The 16,157-nt window shown below is 37.1% G+C and carries 12 protein-coding genes; 9 read left to right on the top strand and 3 right to left on the bottom strand.

Translation table 11 applies throughout. The features are described 5' to 3' along the window. Window positions 1-376 precede the first annotated feature (376 nt). From BC781_RS19545 to BC781_RS19530, 4 genes are all read left to right on the top strand, one after another. Window positions 377-3,328 (top strand): SusC/RagA family TonB-linked outer membrane protein, encoded by a 2,952-nt coding sequence (locus tag BC781_RS19545; RefSeq protein WP_109621029.1) that lies wholly within the window; start codon window positions 377-379, stop codon window positions 3,326-3,328. Between the two features lie 19 nt (window positions 3,329-3,347). Continuing rightward, window positions 3,348-4,742: a RagB/SusD family nutrient uptake outer membrane protein gene (locus BC781_RS19540; RefSeq protein ID WP_109621027.1), complete on the top strand. Its 1,395-nt coding sequence runs from the start codon at window positions 3,348-3,350 to the stop codon at window positions 4,740-4,742. Between the two features lie 25 nt (window positions 4,743-4,767). Further along, window positions 4,768-6,096 carry a hypothetical protein gene (locus BC781_RS19535; protein ID WP_109621025.1) on the top strand — a complete coding sequence of 443 codons (1,329 nt, stop codon included), beginning with the start codon at window positions 4,768-4,770 and terminating at the stop codon, window positions 6,094-6,096. A gap of 143 nt (window positions 6,097-6,239) precedes the next feature. Further along, on the top strand, window positions 6,240-6,563 hold the full coding sequence (locus BC781_RS19530; protein WP_109621023.1) for a DUF962 domain-containing protein: 324 nt from the start codon (window positions 6,240-6,242) through the stop codon (window positions 6,561-6,563). Between the two features lie 272 nt (window positions 6,564-6,835). On the opposite strand, the gene BC781_RS19525 is transcribed toward BC781_RS19530, so the two are convergent. After that, window positions 6,836-7,564, bottom strand: coding sequence for a TerC family protein (locus BC781_RS19525; RefSeq protein WP_109621021.1), 729 nt, complete (start codon window positions 7,562-7,564; stop codon window positions 6,836-6,838). An 87-nt stretch (window positions 7,565-7,651) separates the two neighbouring features. Continuing rightward, entirely contained in the window at window positions 7,652-9,790 is a 2,139-nt protein-coding gene (gene recQ, locus BC781_RS19520; protein ID WP_109621019.1) for a DNA helicase RecQ, read from the bottom strand. A 248-nt stretch (window positions 9,791-10,038) separates the two neighbouring features. Between recQ and fahA the strand changes: the two genes are divergently transcribed. The 4 genes from fahA (at window position 10,039) to BC781_RS19500 (ending at window position 13,132) form a co-directional block, all read left to right on the top strand. Continuing rightward, on the top strand, window positions 10,039-11,301 hold the full coding sequence (gene fahA, locus BC781_RS19515; RefSeq protein WP_109621018.1) for a fumarylacetoacetase: 1,263 nt from the start codon (window positions 10,039-10,041) through the stop codon (window positions 11,299-11,301). A gap of 201 nt (window positions 11,302-11,502) precedes the next feature. Further along, the gene (locus BC781_RS19510) at window positions 11,503-11,694 is read left to right on the top strand and encodes a hypothetical protein (RefSeq protein WP_109621015.1); all 192 of its coding nucleotides are present in this window, start codon (window positions 11,503-11,505) and stop codon (window positions 11,692-11,694) included. 137 nt (window positions 11,695-11,831) lie between these two features. Continuing rightward, the gene (locus BC781_RS19505) at window positions 11,832-12,488 is read left to right on the top strand and encodes a hypothetical protein (RefSeq protein ID WP_146201741.1); all 657 of its coding nucleotides are present in this window, start codon (window positions 11,832-11,834) and stop codon (window positions 12,486-12,488) included. Window positions 12,489-12,646: 158 nt separating this feature from the next. Beyond that, window positions 12,647-13,132, top strand: coding sequence for a thioredoxin family protein (locus tag BC781_RS19500; RefSeq protein WP_245935638.1), 486 nt, complete (start codon window positions 12,647-12,649; stop codon window positions 13,130-13,132). Between the two features lie 58 nt (window positions 13,133-13,190). Here BC781_RS19500 and BC781_RS19495 read toward each other — a convergent pair whose 3' ends face one another. Beyond that, on the bottom strand, window positions 13,191-15,632 hold the full coding sequence (locus tag BC781_RS19495; RefSeq protein WP_109621011.1) for a heavy metal translocating P-type ATPase: 2,442 nt from the start codon (window positions 15,630-15,632) through the stop codon (window positions 13,191-13,193). A gap of 214 nt (window positions 15,633-15,846) precedes the next feature. Here BC781_RS19495 and BC781_RS19490 point away from each other — a divergent pair, with 214 nt between their 5' ends. Then, entirely contained in the window at window positions 15,847-16,131 is a 285-nt protein-coding gene (locus BC781_RS19490) for a YidH family protein (protein ID WP_158281528.1), read from the top strand. Window positions 16,132-16,157 lie beyond the last annotated feature (26 nt).

Here is a 16,157-nt window from a genome sequence, read left to right as displayed (position 1 = left end):
GTTTCTTTTTGTAAGTCTTTTCAACTACAAGGACTTCAACCAATATTTGACTGTTAGTTTTCACTATCATGTGAAAGCAATCAGTTTGTGTGTTTAACGATCTATGCGTACTACGTTTACGCTATTATTTTACCTCAAAAACTAACGATTGCACATGTATAATTTTCTTTATACATGATTTCTCAACAACACTTTCTCAAAGACAACATGACACCCTATTCTAGGGCCTCGTTCATGCACCCCTATATTTAATCTCCTAACATTGAAGTGTAGACTAAATATTGGATTACTCATTCAGTGAATACTTTTTCATTGAGGCTAATGATTTTATTATAACAATAAGCTATACATAGAGCCACTCAATTATTTATCATTTATGAAGCAACTATTTTCTACCATTCTTCTGCTCATAACATTTTGCGCAGCAGGATTAGCACAAGAAAGGTTCATCGCAGGTACTGTTAGCGATGGAACTTATCCATTGCCAGGAGTTTCTGTACTTATTAAAGACACAACAACAGGTACAGTTACAGGGATAGATGGTGAATTTAAGTTATCGGTACCAGCTGGGGCTACAACTCTCGAAGTTAGATTTGTAGGTTATAAGACCCAACTAGTAGAGATAGGTAATCAAACTAATTTTGAAATTACTCTTGAAGAAGATCTTCTTCAATTACAAGAAGTCGTTGTTGATGGTTACTCATCACAAGACGTTAAAAAAATGACTTCTACTGTAGCTGTTGTAGACGCTACAGCACTTGAACAAAGACCAGTTCCTACTTTTGAACAAGCGCTTCAAGGACAAGTAGCCGGTGTGCAAGTAAACATGAACTCTAAAGCACCTGGTGCTGCCGCTTCTGTAAAAATTAGAGGTACAGGTTCTTTAGCTGGAGCTAACCAAGCTTTATTTATTGTAGATGGGGTACAAGTAGACGGAAGAACTTTCGCAACTCTTAACCCTAACGACTTTAGCTCTTATCAGGTTTTGAAAGATGCCTCTGCAGTAGCTATGTACGGTTCTAGAGGTGCTAATGGTGTAGTAGTTGTTACTACAAAAGCAGGTTCTGAAAAAGCTACTCTAAAACTTAACTCTTATATGGGTTTTGCTGAAGCTACAACAAATGGATTCGACATGATGGATTCAGAACAAAGAGAGCAGTTTGAAGAAATGATTCAAGATGGACCTACATATGCACCAGGAAGTTATGGCTACATGCTTCAAGAGCCAAATACAGATGTTACTTCTAACTGGTTTGATGAGTTCTATCGTACAGGTATTACGCAATCACACCAATTGAGTCTTTCAGGTGGTGATGATGATAGCAAATACTATATTTCAGGTAACTACTTCACGCAAGAAGGTGTAGTTCGTAAAACAGGTATGGAAAGAGGTACAGTTCGTATGAACCTTTCTCAAAAAATGGGACGATTAGATGTAGACCTAAGAACACAAGTGGGTATTGCAACGATCGATAACATTTATAGAAATGATGCATACAATGTACTTACAATGCTTCCATACTACCAAAGTCAAGATGAAAACGGAGAGTATCTTCCACTTGACTACAACGGTTCAAATGCATTTGAAAGAATTGATAAAGGTGAGAACTCAAGTTCTCTTCTAGGTATTGTTTCTAGTTTGAAGCTTACATATGAATTGACTGACTTCTTGAAAGTTTGGTCAAGAACAGGTGTTGAATACGACCAAGAGCGTACAAAAGATGCTATTTCCCCTAATAGCCTTTACGCAAACTTGACTCCTGGTGATAAAGGAAGCCTAAGTGTTCGTAACTATCAAGATTATTTAGTGACAGGTACAAGTGCTCTACAATTCGATAAATCTTTCGGTGACCACACAATTTCGGCTGGTATTTTCCAAGAATATATTTTGGAAGATGGTATTACAGAAGGATTTGATGCTTATGGATTCACTGATGTCGTTTCACCTGCATTACATTCTCCTGACATTTTCCAACCAAGTGTTACAGGTGCTTATGATAAGCGTTTTACTCAAATGTCTTATTTCGCAAATGTTGATTATGACTACAAAGGAAAATATATCTTAAGAGGGGTTTATCGTAGAGATGGTACTTCTGTATTTGGTGAAAACAAAAAATGGGGTGATTTCTACAGTATTGGTGCTGGTTGGGTTCTTTCTGACGAGGCATTCCTTCAAGATTCAGAATTGATTGACAACCTTAAGCTTCGCGTATCTTATGGTACTGTTGGTAACCAAGGAGCAATTAGCAGATACGGTTCTCTAGCAACTCTTAGCCCTATCAGTTATAATGGTAGAGCTGGTTTATACAGAGATAAGCCTTCAAACCCAGACTTACAATGGGAAGTTTCTAAGCAATTGAATGCTGGTGTTGACTTTGCTTTATTCGGAGGAAAACTTGGAGGTAGTATCAACTACTACAACAATAACTCCTTTGAATCATTCATCAATACGCCACTACCTTACACTTCTGGTTTCAGCAGTCAAACAAGAAACAATGCTCACTTGAATAACCAAGGGGTTGAGCTTACATTAAATTCTGAGTTTAACTTAACTCAAGATTTGAGAGTTTCACTTTTTGCTAACCTAACTCGTAATCAGTCTAAAGCAGTTGAGTTGAATGAAGAAGGTGTAGAATACAGAGGTGTTGGACAACTTCAAGTTGATGAACTTGCAAATATTGAAGGAGAGCAATTGTTCTTAGCTAGAGCTTACGATAAAGTAGGTGTAGACCCTGCTACTGGTCGTTTACTTTTCAGAAATTCTGATGGAAGCATTGTTGATGATATCAACCAAGCTGAAAGAATTGTTCTTGGAACTACTGAAGCACCTTGGTTTGGTGGATTTGGAACTACGTTCACATGGAAAGGACTTGAGCTTAGAGCTCTTTTCAACTGGGAGCAAGGAGCAACAAAACTAAACTGGGATAGAGTTGAGATTGAAAGAGTGCTTTATGCAGATCAAAACCACTCAACTAAACTGTTAGATTCTTGGCAAAAGCCAGGAGACATTTCTGCTTACCCTAAAGCAGAGTCAGGTCAAGCATTATTCGCAACAACTGACCATTGGGAAGATGCTTCTTTCTTAAGATTGAAAAACCTTTCGTTGGCATATACACTTCCTCAAACTTGGACAAAGAAACTAGGTGTTGAAAAAGCTAGATTCTACGCTCAAGGAGAGAACTTGTATACTTTCACATCTTTCACGGGTATTGACCCTGAAATGTCAACGGCTGTTCAGTCAACAAATAACGGTACAGGAAGTACTAATGTAAACAACGCTTACCCATTGAGTAAGGTACTTACATTCGGTGTTGACTTGACTTTCTAAAACCTTAAAGAGAATAAATATGAAATTCATAAATAAATCGATCATAGCACTTATGGCTGCTTCTATGGCTTTTAGCAGTTGTGAGAATTTTTTGGAAGAAGAGCCATTTGAAAGTCAGACGGAATTAAATGCATTCCAATCTGTAGAGGATGTTAAGAAAGCCTTGATTGGTTCATACAACTCAATTATTGAGGTAGGGGCAGACTACTTGCACTACAGTATGAATATCCCTGAAATGATGTCTGATAATGTATACAACACACCAAGTACTGGTGGAGGTACTGTACTTATCTTTGGTAACTTTGATTTCACAGTGATCAGTGGAGGATTAGAAAATGCGTGGTTTGATGGTTACATCTTAATCGACAGAGCTAACTTCACTATAGCTAAACTTGAAGAATTTACAGGTGAAGACGCGTATCTAGAGGAACAAATCAGAGGAGAAGCTCTTGCTTTGAGAGCGATGGGACACTTTGATCTTCTGAAAAACTTTGGTACATCATTAGATCGAAATCATTCTGAAGCAAATTCAGGTATTCCAGTAATGTTAGCTTCTGAAGTTTCTTACCCTTCAAGAAATACAGTCGCTGAAGTATATGATCAAATCTTCGCAGATCTTGATGAAGCTATTTCGCTTTTAAGTGGAAAAGGCGCTGTTGATATCTACCGTTTCAATGAAGTTAGTGTAAAAGCTCTTGCTGCACGTGTAGCACTTTATGCTGGAGATTATGCCAATGCTGCAAAATATGCTGATGACGTGATTACTGAGACTTCACTTTTAGGAGCTGATGCTTTTGTCTCAAATTGGAGTAGTGTGAGTGAAGGAGAAGTTCTTTTCAGAGCTTTCAGTAAAGTAGATGATGAATACATTACAGGATATTGGGCTGCGAATGAAGCAGGTGTAACGAGAAGAGCTTCTCAAGAGTTAATTGATCTATACGAAGCTGGTGATGCTAGATATGATGCTTTCTTCTTAGAGGATGCTACTCTTGGTACTTTAGTCAAAAAATTCTCTACTAACGATGGTGGAGCATTTCTTCAAAATAGATCTCTAGATGTCCTTAGAGTTAGTGAAATGTATTTAATCAGTGCTGAAGCACACTTCAGAACAAATAACGCCACTCAAGCTCTAACAAGACTAAATACGTTGAGAGCCAACAGAGGTGTTGCAAACCTTACTTCTCTTAGTGAGCAAGAAATCTTGGATGAAAGAAGAAGAGAGTTAGCTTTTGAAGGTCATCGTTTCTATGACCTCAAACGTTTGGGTAAGGACTTAGATAGAAGTGCTATGGCTGATGAGCCAAAGGTTACTGTTAATAACCTACCTGCTGGAGATAAAAGATGGGTATTCCCAATTCCAAGAAGAGAATTGATTGTAAATCCAAACTTGGTTCAATCTCCAATGTGGCAATAATTTTTAACTCTAAAAGCGAAATTCAATGATGAAAAAATATATCAAATCGCTATTTTTTGGTGCCACAATGGCGCTAGGTCTAGCGGCATGTGAAGAACATACGGATGTAATTTACAGCGGTGATGCATACGTTTCTCTTACTGAAACAAGCTTCACCATTACAGAATCAGTTGATGGAACTGCAGGACAAATTCAAATCCCAGTTCGATTAACATCTACAGATGCTTCTGGAAGTGTTAGTGTAACTTATGCTATTACGGGTGCCGATGGTTGGGAATCTAGATTGAAAGATGTAACTGGAGGAACTGTTACATTGGGTTCTGGTGAATACCTTGGTACTATTCAACTAGAAGCAATCGATAATGATTTAATTGATGAAAATATCAGTGTAACTGTAAGTCTTACAGGAGCTACTGGAGCAACTGTTGGTCTTGGTACTGCAGATTCTTATTCATCAGCTTCAGTTATGCTAATGAACGATGACTTCCCAGAATATGAATCGTGTATTTCTGTATCTGACCTTTATTTAAATCAAGTTGTTACTTTAGACTACTTAGACTTCTATGATGCTGATGCTTATAGTGGTACAGATGAAAATGGTCTTGCACTTGAACCAACTTCTTTAGAGTGTGACCGTATCAGATTCACTGGAGATGCTGTTGCTCTTTTTGTTGGTTCTTTTGAAATGATTTTCAATGAGGAAAATGGTACAGTTTCTATTCCTAAGCAACTTTACGGAACTAGAGATAGCAATGGCGATGACTATTGGATCATGTCTTCTTCAGATGGTACTTATAATCCAACAACAGGTGAAATTGACGTTGACATTTACTGGAATGGTTACGCTGGAGGTACTGACATCTCAGAAGTAGATCTTGAAGATTCATTCTATGATGGTAAGCTTACTATTTCATTGGGTGCATTTAAAGCTTGTACTAGCTTAGGTGAAATGTTGATCGGTAGCTCTCTTACACTTGACTATCTAGATTTCTTTGATGCAGATGCATACAGTGGAACAGATACTGATGGTTCTGCTGCAGAGCCAGTAAGCTTAGCTTGTGATAGAGTTCAAATCACGGGTGATGCTGTTTACCTATTCGTAGGTTCATTCGAACTAGTAATCGATGAAGAGAATGGCACAGTTTCTATTCCTAAGCAACTTTACGGAACTAGAGAAAGTAATGGCGATGATTATTGGATCATGTCTTCTTCAAATGGTACATATGATCCTGCTACAGGAAAAGTAGAAATTGATATCTACTGGAATGGCTATGACCCAGGTACTGAAATTGCTGATGTTGATCTTGAGACCACTTATTATGATGGTAAATTAACGATCACAATCAACGAATAATTACTCTCAGAATAAATGTAGTGTGTTTACCCCAAAGAGCTTAATTGCTCTTTGGGGTTTTATTTTTTATAACTTTCAAATGAAAAATTTGTATCTTCTATCATTTAAAATCACCAACTTATCAACACAAAAACGAACTACTCATGAGTGAAAAGAAATACAAAAGCTTTAAAGAATTTTATCCCTACTATTTAGCTGAGCATTCAAATACAACTTGTCGTACGCTTCACTTTATCGGAACTTTCATCGTATTTATTTTTCTTGGCCTTTCAGTCTATCTTCAAAATGCTAACTATTTATGGGGAATGCCTTTGGCTGGTTATGGTTTTGCTTGGGTTGGTCATGCTTTCTTTGAGAAAAATAAACCCGCCACTTTCACCTATCCTTTCTACAGCTTAGCATCTGATTTTGTCATGTTTTTTGACCTTCTAAGGGGAAAAGAAAAGTTTATTCCATTGAATAAATAAAAAAATGAATTCAAACTTTTTATTCATTAAAAAGAAAAAGCCTATTCCCTAAAAGGAATAGGCTTTTGCAATGAGTATAAGTAGTAAAAACGAAATTCCATGAATTTCTATATTGATAAATAATTGAATTGGTATGTATGCAATATATAAATTTTTTAATAATATTTTAAAAAATTCTTAAAAAAATATTCGATTAGCTAACATCATACACACTTATTAATTATCCTTAAATATCTTTATATCGTACAAAAAAGTACTTTAAAAGCATATTTCTACTTCGACTGAGTTCGAACATTTTTTTTCCTAAATCTCATATTTAAGAACTCTACACCAAGCGAAAAAGCAACTGCAAAATAGATATATCCTTTTGGCACATGATTATGGAATGCATCTAGCACTAGCATGAAACCAATCAGAATTAGAAATGATAAAGCTAATATCTGAAGACTCGGATGTGCATTGATAAAATCTGCTATTTTTCCAGAGAATGCCATCATGATAAATAATGAAATAATTACAGCCGTAATCATGATGAGAACATGCTCAGTCAAACCAATTGCTGTTAGAATACTATCGAAAGAAAAGACTATATCCAACAATACAATCTGAGTAATGATGCTATTAAAACTATGTTTCTTTCCATTCGAAGATTCTTCGGTATGTTCTTCTCCTTCTATTTTATGATGGATCTCTGAGGTGGATTTATAGATAAGAAAAAGTCCTCCAATAAATAGTACCAAATCACGTCCACTCACCTCAAACTCTAAAACCGTAAACAAAGGTTTTGTCATTCCAATAATATGAGAGAGACCAAGCAACAATCCAACCCTAAAAACGAGTGCTAGTAATAATCCTATATTCCTTGCTTTCGGTTGTTGTTCTTTTGGTAGTTTATTCGTGACAATTGAGATGAAAATAATATTGTCTATCCCTAAAACAATCTCTAAAAAAGTAAGGGTAAGTAAGGCTACCCATGTTTCTGAGTTCAGAAAAATTTCCATTTAACTTTAAAAAGTTTAGCTAATCAACAAAGAGTAATATGAAGTTGTATTCACATCAAAGCGTGAACACAACTTTCTAATATTCTCCTAATTTAAACCAAACCTTCTAAAATGTGCTAATGCTAGTCCAACTTTATACTGTTCAAGTTTTGGATTGATACTCTCTCCTATTTTTCTTTCTAGCGTGTCCTTAGTGCCGAGTTTCATACAAACCAATTTCACTCGGTCTAGCTCATCATGGCTGATATATTTAAAAATATCAATATTGTATCCATGCTCATAGAGGAAAGCAAAGTGTCCATACACACTTCCAGCCGATAGCTTTCTTACCTTTATAATTTCTGAAACAGGCATTCCTCTTTTCAAAAGATTGTAACTCCACAGTTGTGTCCCTCCTTTAATTCTGTTTCCATCTACATATTTATCGTAGATAAACTTCGCAATAGCTGAGATAAATGGACGACCATATTTACGAAGTTTCTCTTCACTGACACCCGATATATTTCTGACATCTGTGATTGTGTACGGACGGTCACTTGCCATTTCTGAGATCGTCGTATCGTTAAAGACAAGGTGAGGTGGCAGATTTTCTTGTTCTGCAATTTCTTTACGAAGTTTCCAAAGTTGTTCGAACAGTTCTTCTCTGAATAACTGTTCTTTTGTTTTTGGTTTTTCGGCAGCTTTCTGCTTTTGAGTTCTTTCTTCAAATTCGGATAGATGTGTAAATTCTATTTTCTTTCCTTGAAAAAGGACTTCACGCCCTGCCTCTGTTACTCGCACATGGCTGTTTTGATCGTAGGCAATTTCCACCAAGCCCAAATTGAGCATTTGTTGGAAATACTGTTGCCAATCAATAAAAGATAAATCACGTCCAGCGCCATAAGTCTTGATCTGATCATAACCTTTCTGACGAAGGTCAATTCGGGTTGAGCCTCTCAATACATCGATCAGCATACCTGTAGAAACTTCCTCTTTCAGACGAACGCATGCCGAAAGTGCTTTCTGTGCGATCACTGTACCATCAAAGAACTTCGGAGGATTTTTACAGACATCACAGTTTCCGCAATTGTGCTCTAAAGATTCTCCAAAGTAACTCAACAAGATTTTTCGACGACAAGTCAACGACTCCGCATATTGCTTCATGCGTTCCAGCTTGGCTTGCTGTAAATCTCGTTGCCCACTTTCTTCTACAAACTTGCGTTGCGCAATCACATCAGCATAACTGTAGAAAAGTAAAGTCTCTCCCGGAAGTCCGTCACGACCTGCACGGCCAATTTCTTGGTAATAGCCTTCCAAGTTTTTAGGCATGTTATAATGAATCACCCAACGAACATTGGATTTATCAATTCCCATCCCGAAAGCAATGGTCGCACAAATAATAGGTGTTCTATCTCGAAGGAAATCTTCCTGTACTTTCGCTCGTTGCTGAGCACTCATTCCTGCATGATAATGGGCTACTTTCAATCCTTCTTTTCGAAGACTTGAAGCTACACTTTCTGTAGATTTTCGACTCAAGCAGTAAATGATTCCCGACTGATAAGGACGTTTCTCTATAAACTGAATGATTTTCTGAATTCTCTTCTGACCACCGGCAACCGTCAAACTCAAGTTTGGACGGTCAAAGGAACTTAAGAAAACTTCTGCATTCGGAATATGGAGCTGATGAAGAATATCCCTTCGTGTAATTTTATCGGCAGTAGCAGTAAGCGCAATCAGTGGGATATTTGGGAATTGCGACTTCATAAATGAGAGCTGTGTATACTCTGGTCTGAAATCGTGCCCCCATTGCGAAATACAGTGTGCTTCGTCTATGGCAAAAAGGCTCACAGGAACATGAGAAACCAAACGGATAAAATGCTGTGTCAATAATTTCTCTGGAGAAACATACAACATTTTCAGTTGGCCATTCAGCAAACTATTTTCAATCATCTGCTGCTCTTGTCCACTCTGAGTAGAATTCAGATAAGCTGCAGCCACACCGTTGTTTCGAAGCCCTTCTACCTGATCTTTCATCAGAGCAATCAAAGGCGATACGATAATAGCTACGCCATTTTTCACCAAAGCAGGTATTTGGTAACAAATTGACTTACCTCCACCTGTTGGCATCAGCACCAAAGCGTCTTTCCCTTCAAGTACAGCCTTAATGACTTCTTCTTGATGGGGACGAAATTGATCGTAACCAAAATACTTTTTTAGCGCTTCTTGGGCTTGCTCAATAACTATCATCTTCTCCTTTTTATTTAGCTCCTTCAGACAAAAATACAAACATTGCTGCAATGGTGAAGGATTTATATCTTCAGTTTAGATGCTTTTGTACTTTTCATATGATAAGAAACAGCTTCATTGACTCATTCACACCGATTTTAATCGGAATAAGCACTCAAAAAAAGCTAGGAACTTTCTATCTTTTAGAAGCATAACTCAAAAACAATTCACACTATCACCGATTTATAAAGTGATAAACACAATAAACCATGAAAACAACAACACAAAAACTACAAGACTCTTGGGTACATGTTCCTGAAAACTCAGACTTCCCTATCCAAAACCTGCCCTATGGCATTTTCCAAACTGAAAAAAGAGGAGCGAGCGTAGGCGTTGCCATTGGAGAACAAATATTGGTGCTCGAAGAAGTTGCTCGTCTAGGATTCTTCGATGACTTAAATATTGACACTAGTGTTTTCTCTTCTTCATCTCTCAATAACTTTATTTCTTTAGGTAAGAAAAATTGGACTGCTGTCAGACAGAAACTAACAGAGTTATTGGATAGTGAGAATGATGCATTACAAAGTTTCAAAACAGATGTCTTGGTTGAAATGGCTGATGCAGAAATGCTTCTTCCTGTAGAAATCGGAGATTATACAGATTTTTATTCCTCTATCGAACATGCCACAAATGTCGGGACGATGTTCAGAGGAGCTGATAATGCACTTATGCCAAACTGGAAACATTTACCTGTTGGTTATCATGGTAGAGCATCTTCCATCGTAGTTTCGGGCACAGATATCCACAGACCCAAAGGGCAAACTTTAGCTGCAGAAGCTGATACACCCGAATTTGGTCCTTCAAAAAGAATGGATTTCGAATTGGAAATGGCATTTATCATTGGGAAAAATACGGAACTAGGAGAAACTGTTTCCACAGAAAATGCCGAAGATCATATTTTCGGAATGGTGGTTTTTAACGATTGGTCTGCTCGTGACATTCAGAAATGGGAATACGTTCCTTTAGGTCCGTTCTTAGGAAAAAACTTTGCCTCTTCTATCTCCCCTTGGATCGTGACAATGGATGCTCTTGAACCTTTCCGAGTAGAAAGTCCTACTCAAGACCCAAAACCTCTTCCTTACTTACAATATGAAGGAAATAAAAGCTATGATATCAACTTGAGTGTAGCCATTGCTCCCGAAAATAGTGAAGAAACGGTTGTCTGTAATTCCAATTTCAAATATATGTATTGGACTATGGCGCAGCAATTGACACATCACACCGTTAATGGCTGTAACATTAGAGTTGGAGATATGATGGCTTCTGGTACCCTTAGTGGTTCTACTCCAGATAGCTTTGCTTCTATGCTCGAACTTTCTTGGGCAGGACAAAAAGAAGTCCCTTTATCAAACGGAGAAACTCGAAAATTTCTACGTGATGGAGATACTGTGGTTATGAGCGCTCATTGCCAAAAAGGTGATCTTCGCGTTGGTTTCGGTGAGGTACGCTCAAAACTTTTACCTTCTCGCTAAAATCTTACATAGGCATTTTGCCTTTTTAAATTTATAAATGGTAAAAACACCGAACTTTTCACTCTAGTCGGAAAAATTGATTAAACTAAAAGAAGAATACTTACAGAAGTATTCTTCTTTCTTTTTTAAGTCGGATTCAGATAAACCCAAAATTTACTCGTGGTGTTTCATTATTGTGAGAACCAAACAATCACTGTGGTTATGAATAATCAAATAGATATCAATTACCGAGGATATAAAGTGCATAAAGCAGAAAACAAATACATTATCATGCAGTTGATTAATATCCCAGAGAAACGTTACGAAGTAATTCAGATGGCTGACACACTTGATGAAGCAAAAAAAATTGTTGATTACATGATTGCTTCACGTTACTGGAAACAAGCGAATTAAATGTGTTAAATAAACACTTCAACAACGGTAAAGTGAAAAAAATTGGAGTTATAATACAATATATTTATATTTAATAGGCAACAAGCAATATTTCGGCAACTTTTTTGCTGTGAAATACAAAAACAAAAACCATGAGAATGAACATTCTAAGACTCTTTAAATTACTATTGTGTTCTCTCGCGATCACTATTGCAGGAACTTCTTTCGCACAAGCCGAAGAGGGTACTGACCCTCTTAATAAGCCTGAAATCTGGGGAATGTTAACTTCTGACCCTGGAAGTACTTTTTTGTGGAGTACATACGTTGGTAAGCCTTGGATTACACTTACCTACAACGAAAAAGAAAGAGTAGAAAGCTGGAAGCTTGAACTTCTTGCTACTATTCAAGCTAGTATTGAAGAAAAAGTTGTAGCTGAAGAAAAAGCGCAACCAGTATCTAAAGTTTGGGGAGAAGGGCAATCTCAAGAAGAAATTGCGCACGTTGAAGAAGTTAAGCTTGCTGCCGAGCAAGAAGCTCACTTCAAAGAAATCGAATCTCAGATGCTAAAAGAATCTGCAGAAATCTCTAGCTTAAAATCAAATGTAGTAATGAACTTTATTCTGATCGAAGAAAACTTCGAGACAGAATACAATGCGTTAGGTGAAGAATACACCTACTACGAGATGGTTCACCCTGATGGCAAATACAGCCGTGAAAAATGGGTTACAGAAAAAAGTAAAGAGCTAAGAGTCCTAAAAAAAAAAGAGTTCCAGAGACTGAAAGCGCAAATGATTCAGGAGGAAATGGGGTACTAGAAAAACCTCAAAAAAAATAAGGAGTCTTAGAATGAAGGAAACCGAAAACGGTTTCCTTTTTTTATTTTCAAAATTAGCCATTCACTTTTATTGACACGACTAGCGCTAACAAATTGGATATCTTTGAGTATTCTAAATTGAGCCCAATTTTTAAGAATATGATGAAAAAGATATTATTAGTAGCCTTGTTCCAATTTGTATGCTTATTGGGAATGGCGCAAAAACACAAAATCTACGATCCTTCTCTAGACGGACAAAAGCAGCTTACAGAAGCTATTGCACTAGCGAAACAAGATGGTAAACATGTATTTGTTCAAGTGGGAGGTAACTGGTGTAGCTGGTGTATCAAGTTCCATAAATTTGTTGGAGGAAATGAAACACTAAAACAGATTTTGGAAGATAATTACGTAGTTGTAAAACTCAATTACAGTAATGATAATAAGAATGAGAAAGCATTAGCTCAGCTCAACTATCCTCAACGTTTTGGCTATCCTTCATTTGTAATCTTAGATGGCAATGGAAACCGTCTGCACACACAAGATTCTGGATACTTGGAAAGTGGTCAAGGTTATGATGAAGCTAAAGTAAAACGTTTCTTTGAGCTTTGGACACCAAATGCATTAGATCCGAAACATTATCAGTAAAAAATAAATCCCGACTTCTTGCTCAGAGGTCGGGATTCTTTTTTATCAAAAGCAGTTACTAATTCTTCAATGTTCTCCATCCTACAATAGATGATAGCAACACACCAAGTCCTACTACAGTCACAGAACTCAAAGGCATCAGAATAGCTGCAATTACAGGAGACAACTCTGCTTGTACCGCGAAGCTTACACCTACTATATTATATAGGATAGAAAAAGCGAACCCGATGTAGGTCACTTTCATACAGCTCTTGGTGTACTTCACAAACTGAGAAAGTTGATGAAATGACTTCGCAGATAAAATGGCATCACAAGCTGGAGAAAATTGATGAACACTTTCTGCCACTGCAATTCCCAAATTTGCTTGTTTCAAAGCACCTGCATCATTCAGACCATCACCAAGCATCATCACTTTTTCAGATTTAGCCTGTAAAGCTTTAATGTAGTTCATCTTATCTTGAGGCGATTGTTGGAAACGAAGTGTTGCATTCTCTCCAAAGATTTCCTTCAATCTTTCCTCCTCTCCTTTATTATCCCCGGAAAGCATGGAAACAGCTACATTTTCGGACAAATCTGAAATTAGCTTATCAGCTCCGTAACGAAGTTGCTGTTTCAATAAGAAATATCCTTTTGTCTCGTCATCAATAGAGAAATAAGAATGTGTTTCAAACTGGATGGATTGATCAACTTCTTTTTCAGGACAAACAAATGACCTTTTCCCAATCTTCACTTTTTTACCACCAATAATAGCCTCTGTTCCTTTTCCGCTTAGTTCTTTAAAGTCTTCTACTTTTACATTAGACTTTCTGTGTGCATATCGATCTAGGATTTGCTGACTTACTGGATGAGTCGATTGATTACATAAAGCTGCTACCCATTGCTCTTCTTCCTCCGTCAGTGTGGTACCAACATAACTTACACTACTTTTTTCAGCCACAGTAATTGTCCCTGTCTTATCGAAAACCATATGATCTAACTCAGCCATTTGCTCTATAGCATCGGTATCTTTTACATATAGTCCATTTCGAGCTAAGAAACGAAGAGCATTTCCGAGTGTAAATGGAATATTTAGAGCTAAAGCACACGGACACGCAATAATCAATACAGCAGTAAAACTATTTACAGCCGCTGCTACATCATTTTGCATCCACCAATAAATTCCTGCAGAAAAGGCAACAACCAAAATTACGGCTGTGAAATATCTACTAAGCCTATTTGTTCGGTTATTCAAACTTTGAGAATGATCTTTCTGGAAAGCTTCATCATTCCATAATCTTGTCAAATACGACTGAGATACCTCTTTAATGATTTGTACCTCTATCATTCCTCCCTTTTGTTTTCCTCCAGCATAAATATGCTCTCCTTCCTTTATCGGAATTGCTTTCGATTCTCCAGTCACAAAACTATAATCGATATGCGCCTTTCCTTTCAACAAAAGTGCATCAGCTGGTATTAGCTCTCCACTACGAATTCTCAGAATATCTTTAATTTCAAGGTTCGCTATCGGAATTACTTTTTCTTCTCCATTTCTCAATACCGTAACTGCAATTGGGAAATAGGACTTATAATCTCTTTCAAAGGAAATATTGGTAAAAGTCTTTTGCTGAAACCACTTCCCTATCAATAATAAAAATATGAGTGCACCAAGAGAATCCAAATATCCTGCCCCTGTAGCCGATAAGATTTCATACACCGAACGGAAGAACAATGCAAAAATTCCGAGTGAGATCGGTACATCTATATTGATTGATTTATGCGAAAGTGCTGCCCAAGCCGAATGGAGATAATCATAAGCTCCATAAAAGAAGATTGGAAGCGATAACACCAAATTCAGATAACCAAAAAGCTCTACAAACTGACGATCGGGAATTCCAATTCCTAAGTATTCAGGGAAACTAAGCAACATGATATTTCCGAAACAGAAACCTGTAACGCCTAGCTTTATATAAAACGAACGACTTTTCTTTTTCTCTTCTTCTTCTTTTTTACTTTTTCCTAAAGCATCAAGATTAATATGAGGTGTATAACCAAGTGAAGTTAACAGCTCTGCCAATTGACGTAGGCTAATTTCATTTTCATTAAAAGTCACATAGACTTCTTTTCGCATGAAATTCACCTTAGATTGAGATATTCCTTTATTAAAAATCGGAAGTTTCTCTAATAGCCAAATACAAGATGAACAATGCACTTGAGGTAGACTGAAACTTACCTTTGTAATTGTTCCATCTGTAAATTCGATAAGTTGTGCTCGTGTATTTTCATCGTCAAGAAATGCAAAACGACTATTTTCAACGGTATCCTTTTGAGAAGCTCCAGGCTGAAGGTTCATTTCGTAGTAAGCTCCCATATCATTTGCCGAAAGCAAACTATATACTGTATGGCAACCTGTACAACAAAAACTTTTATCGTCCTCTTTTATAATTTCATCCAGACAATCTTCGCCACAATGGAAACACTTGGCATCTTTGTCATGGTCGGTAGTTGTGATGTTATGATTCATGTATCGTTAGTTTCTTCTCCCCACTTTATAATGCGATGATGTTATGAGATCGGTGTGTATTAACACCTACTAGCAAAACTACAAAAGGCACCAACAGCTTTTATTGATCAAGATCACCAAAACAGATTCCTTAAAAGGCTTTGAAAGTCAATTGCTAAGTCTGGAACAACTGATCAAGATTTCCTTGTTGAATAGAAGATCGAATATGAGGGTAATGGGTATGAAAATCACAGATATTTTAGCAAAAAGACGAACTTCCTTGGCCAACGAGCGTACGCTACTTGCTTGGATACGAACAGGACTTGCTTTTTTAGGTTTAGGACTAGCCATACTTCACTTCGGACATGAAACTCCACTTGTATTTGGAACCTTCGTTCTTATGACCGGACTCAGTTCTGCTTGCTTAATCATTGGTATCATTCAATTTTTCACTTTCCGAAAAAAGATAGATGAAGACATCCAACTTATTTTGTTAAAAGAGCAAGAAAAACAAGCTTAAAAAGTGCTCAAAAAACACTTAAACTT

It is taken from the genome of Sediminitomix flava (genome assembly GCF_003149185.1).
GTDB classification, from domain to species: Bacteria; Bacteroidota; Bacteroidia; order Cytophagales; family Flammeovirgaceae; genus Sediminitomix; species Sediminitomix flava.
The sequence above is the reverse complement of the archived record's forward strand: the minus strand, read 5'-3'. Positions and strand labels throughout refer to the sequence as shown.

Bases quoted from the DNA above. Each gene is read 5' to 3' on its own strand.
- BC781_RS19500 (WP_245935638.1), top strand. From the start codon at position 12,647: ATGATGAAAAAGATATTATTAGTAGCCTTGTTCCAATTTGTATGCTTA.
- BC781_RS19535 (WP_109621025.1), top strand. From the start codon at position 4,768: ATGATGAAAAAATATATCAAATCGCTATTTTTTGGTGCCACAATGGCG.
- BC781_RS19505 (WP_146201741.1), top strand. From the start codon at position 11,832: ATGAACATTCTAAGACTCTTTAAATTACTATTGTGTTCTCTCGCGATC.
- BC781_RS19545 (WP_109621029.1), top strand. From the start codon at position 377: ATGAAGCAACTATTTTCTACCATTCTTCTGCTCATAACATTTTGCGCA.
- BC781_RS19490 (WP_158281528.1), top strand. From the start codon at position 15,847: ATGGGTATGAAAATCACAGATATTTTAGCAAAAAGACGAACTTCCTTG.
- BC781_RS19495 (WP_109621011.1), bottom strand. From the start codon at position 15,632: ATGAATCATAACATCACAACTACCGACCATGACAAAGATGCCAAGTGT.
- BC781_RS19510 (WP_109621015.1), top strand. From the start codon at position 11,503: ATGAATAATCAAATAGATATCAATTACCGAGGATATAAAGTGCATAAA.
- BC781_RS19525 (WP_109621021.1), bottom strand. From the start codon at position 7,564: ATGGAAATTTTTCTGAACTCAGAAACATGGGTAGCCTTACTTACCCTT.
- BC781_RS19530 (WP_109621023.1), top strand. From the start codon at position 6,240: ATGAGTGAAAAGAAATACAAAAGCTTTAAAGAATTTTATCCCTACTAT.
- recQ (WP_109621019.1), bottom strand. From the start codon at position 9,790: ATGATAGTTATTGAGCAAGCCCAAGAAGCGCTAAAAAAGTATTTTGGT.
- BC781_RS19540 (WP_109621027.1), top strand. From the start codon at position 3,348: ATGAAATTCATAAATAAATCGATCATAGCACTTATGGCTGCTTCTATG.
- fahA (WP_109621018.1), top strand. From the start codon at position 10,039: ATGAAAACAACAACACAAAAACTACAAGACTCTTGGGTACATGTTCCT.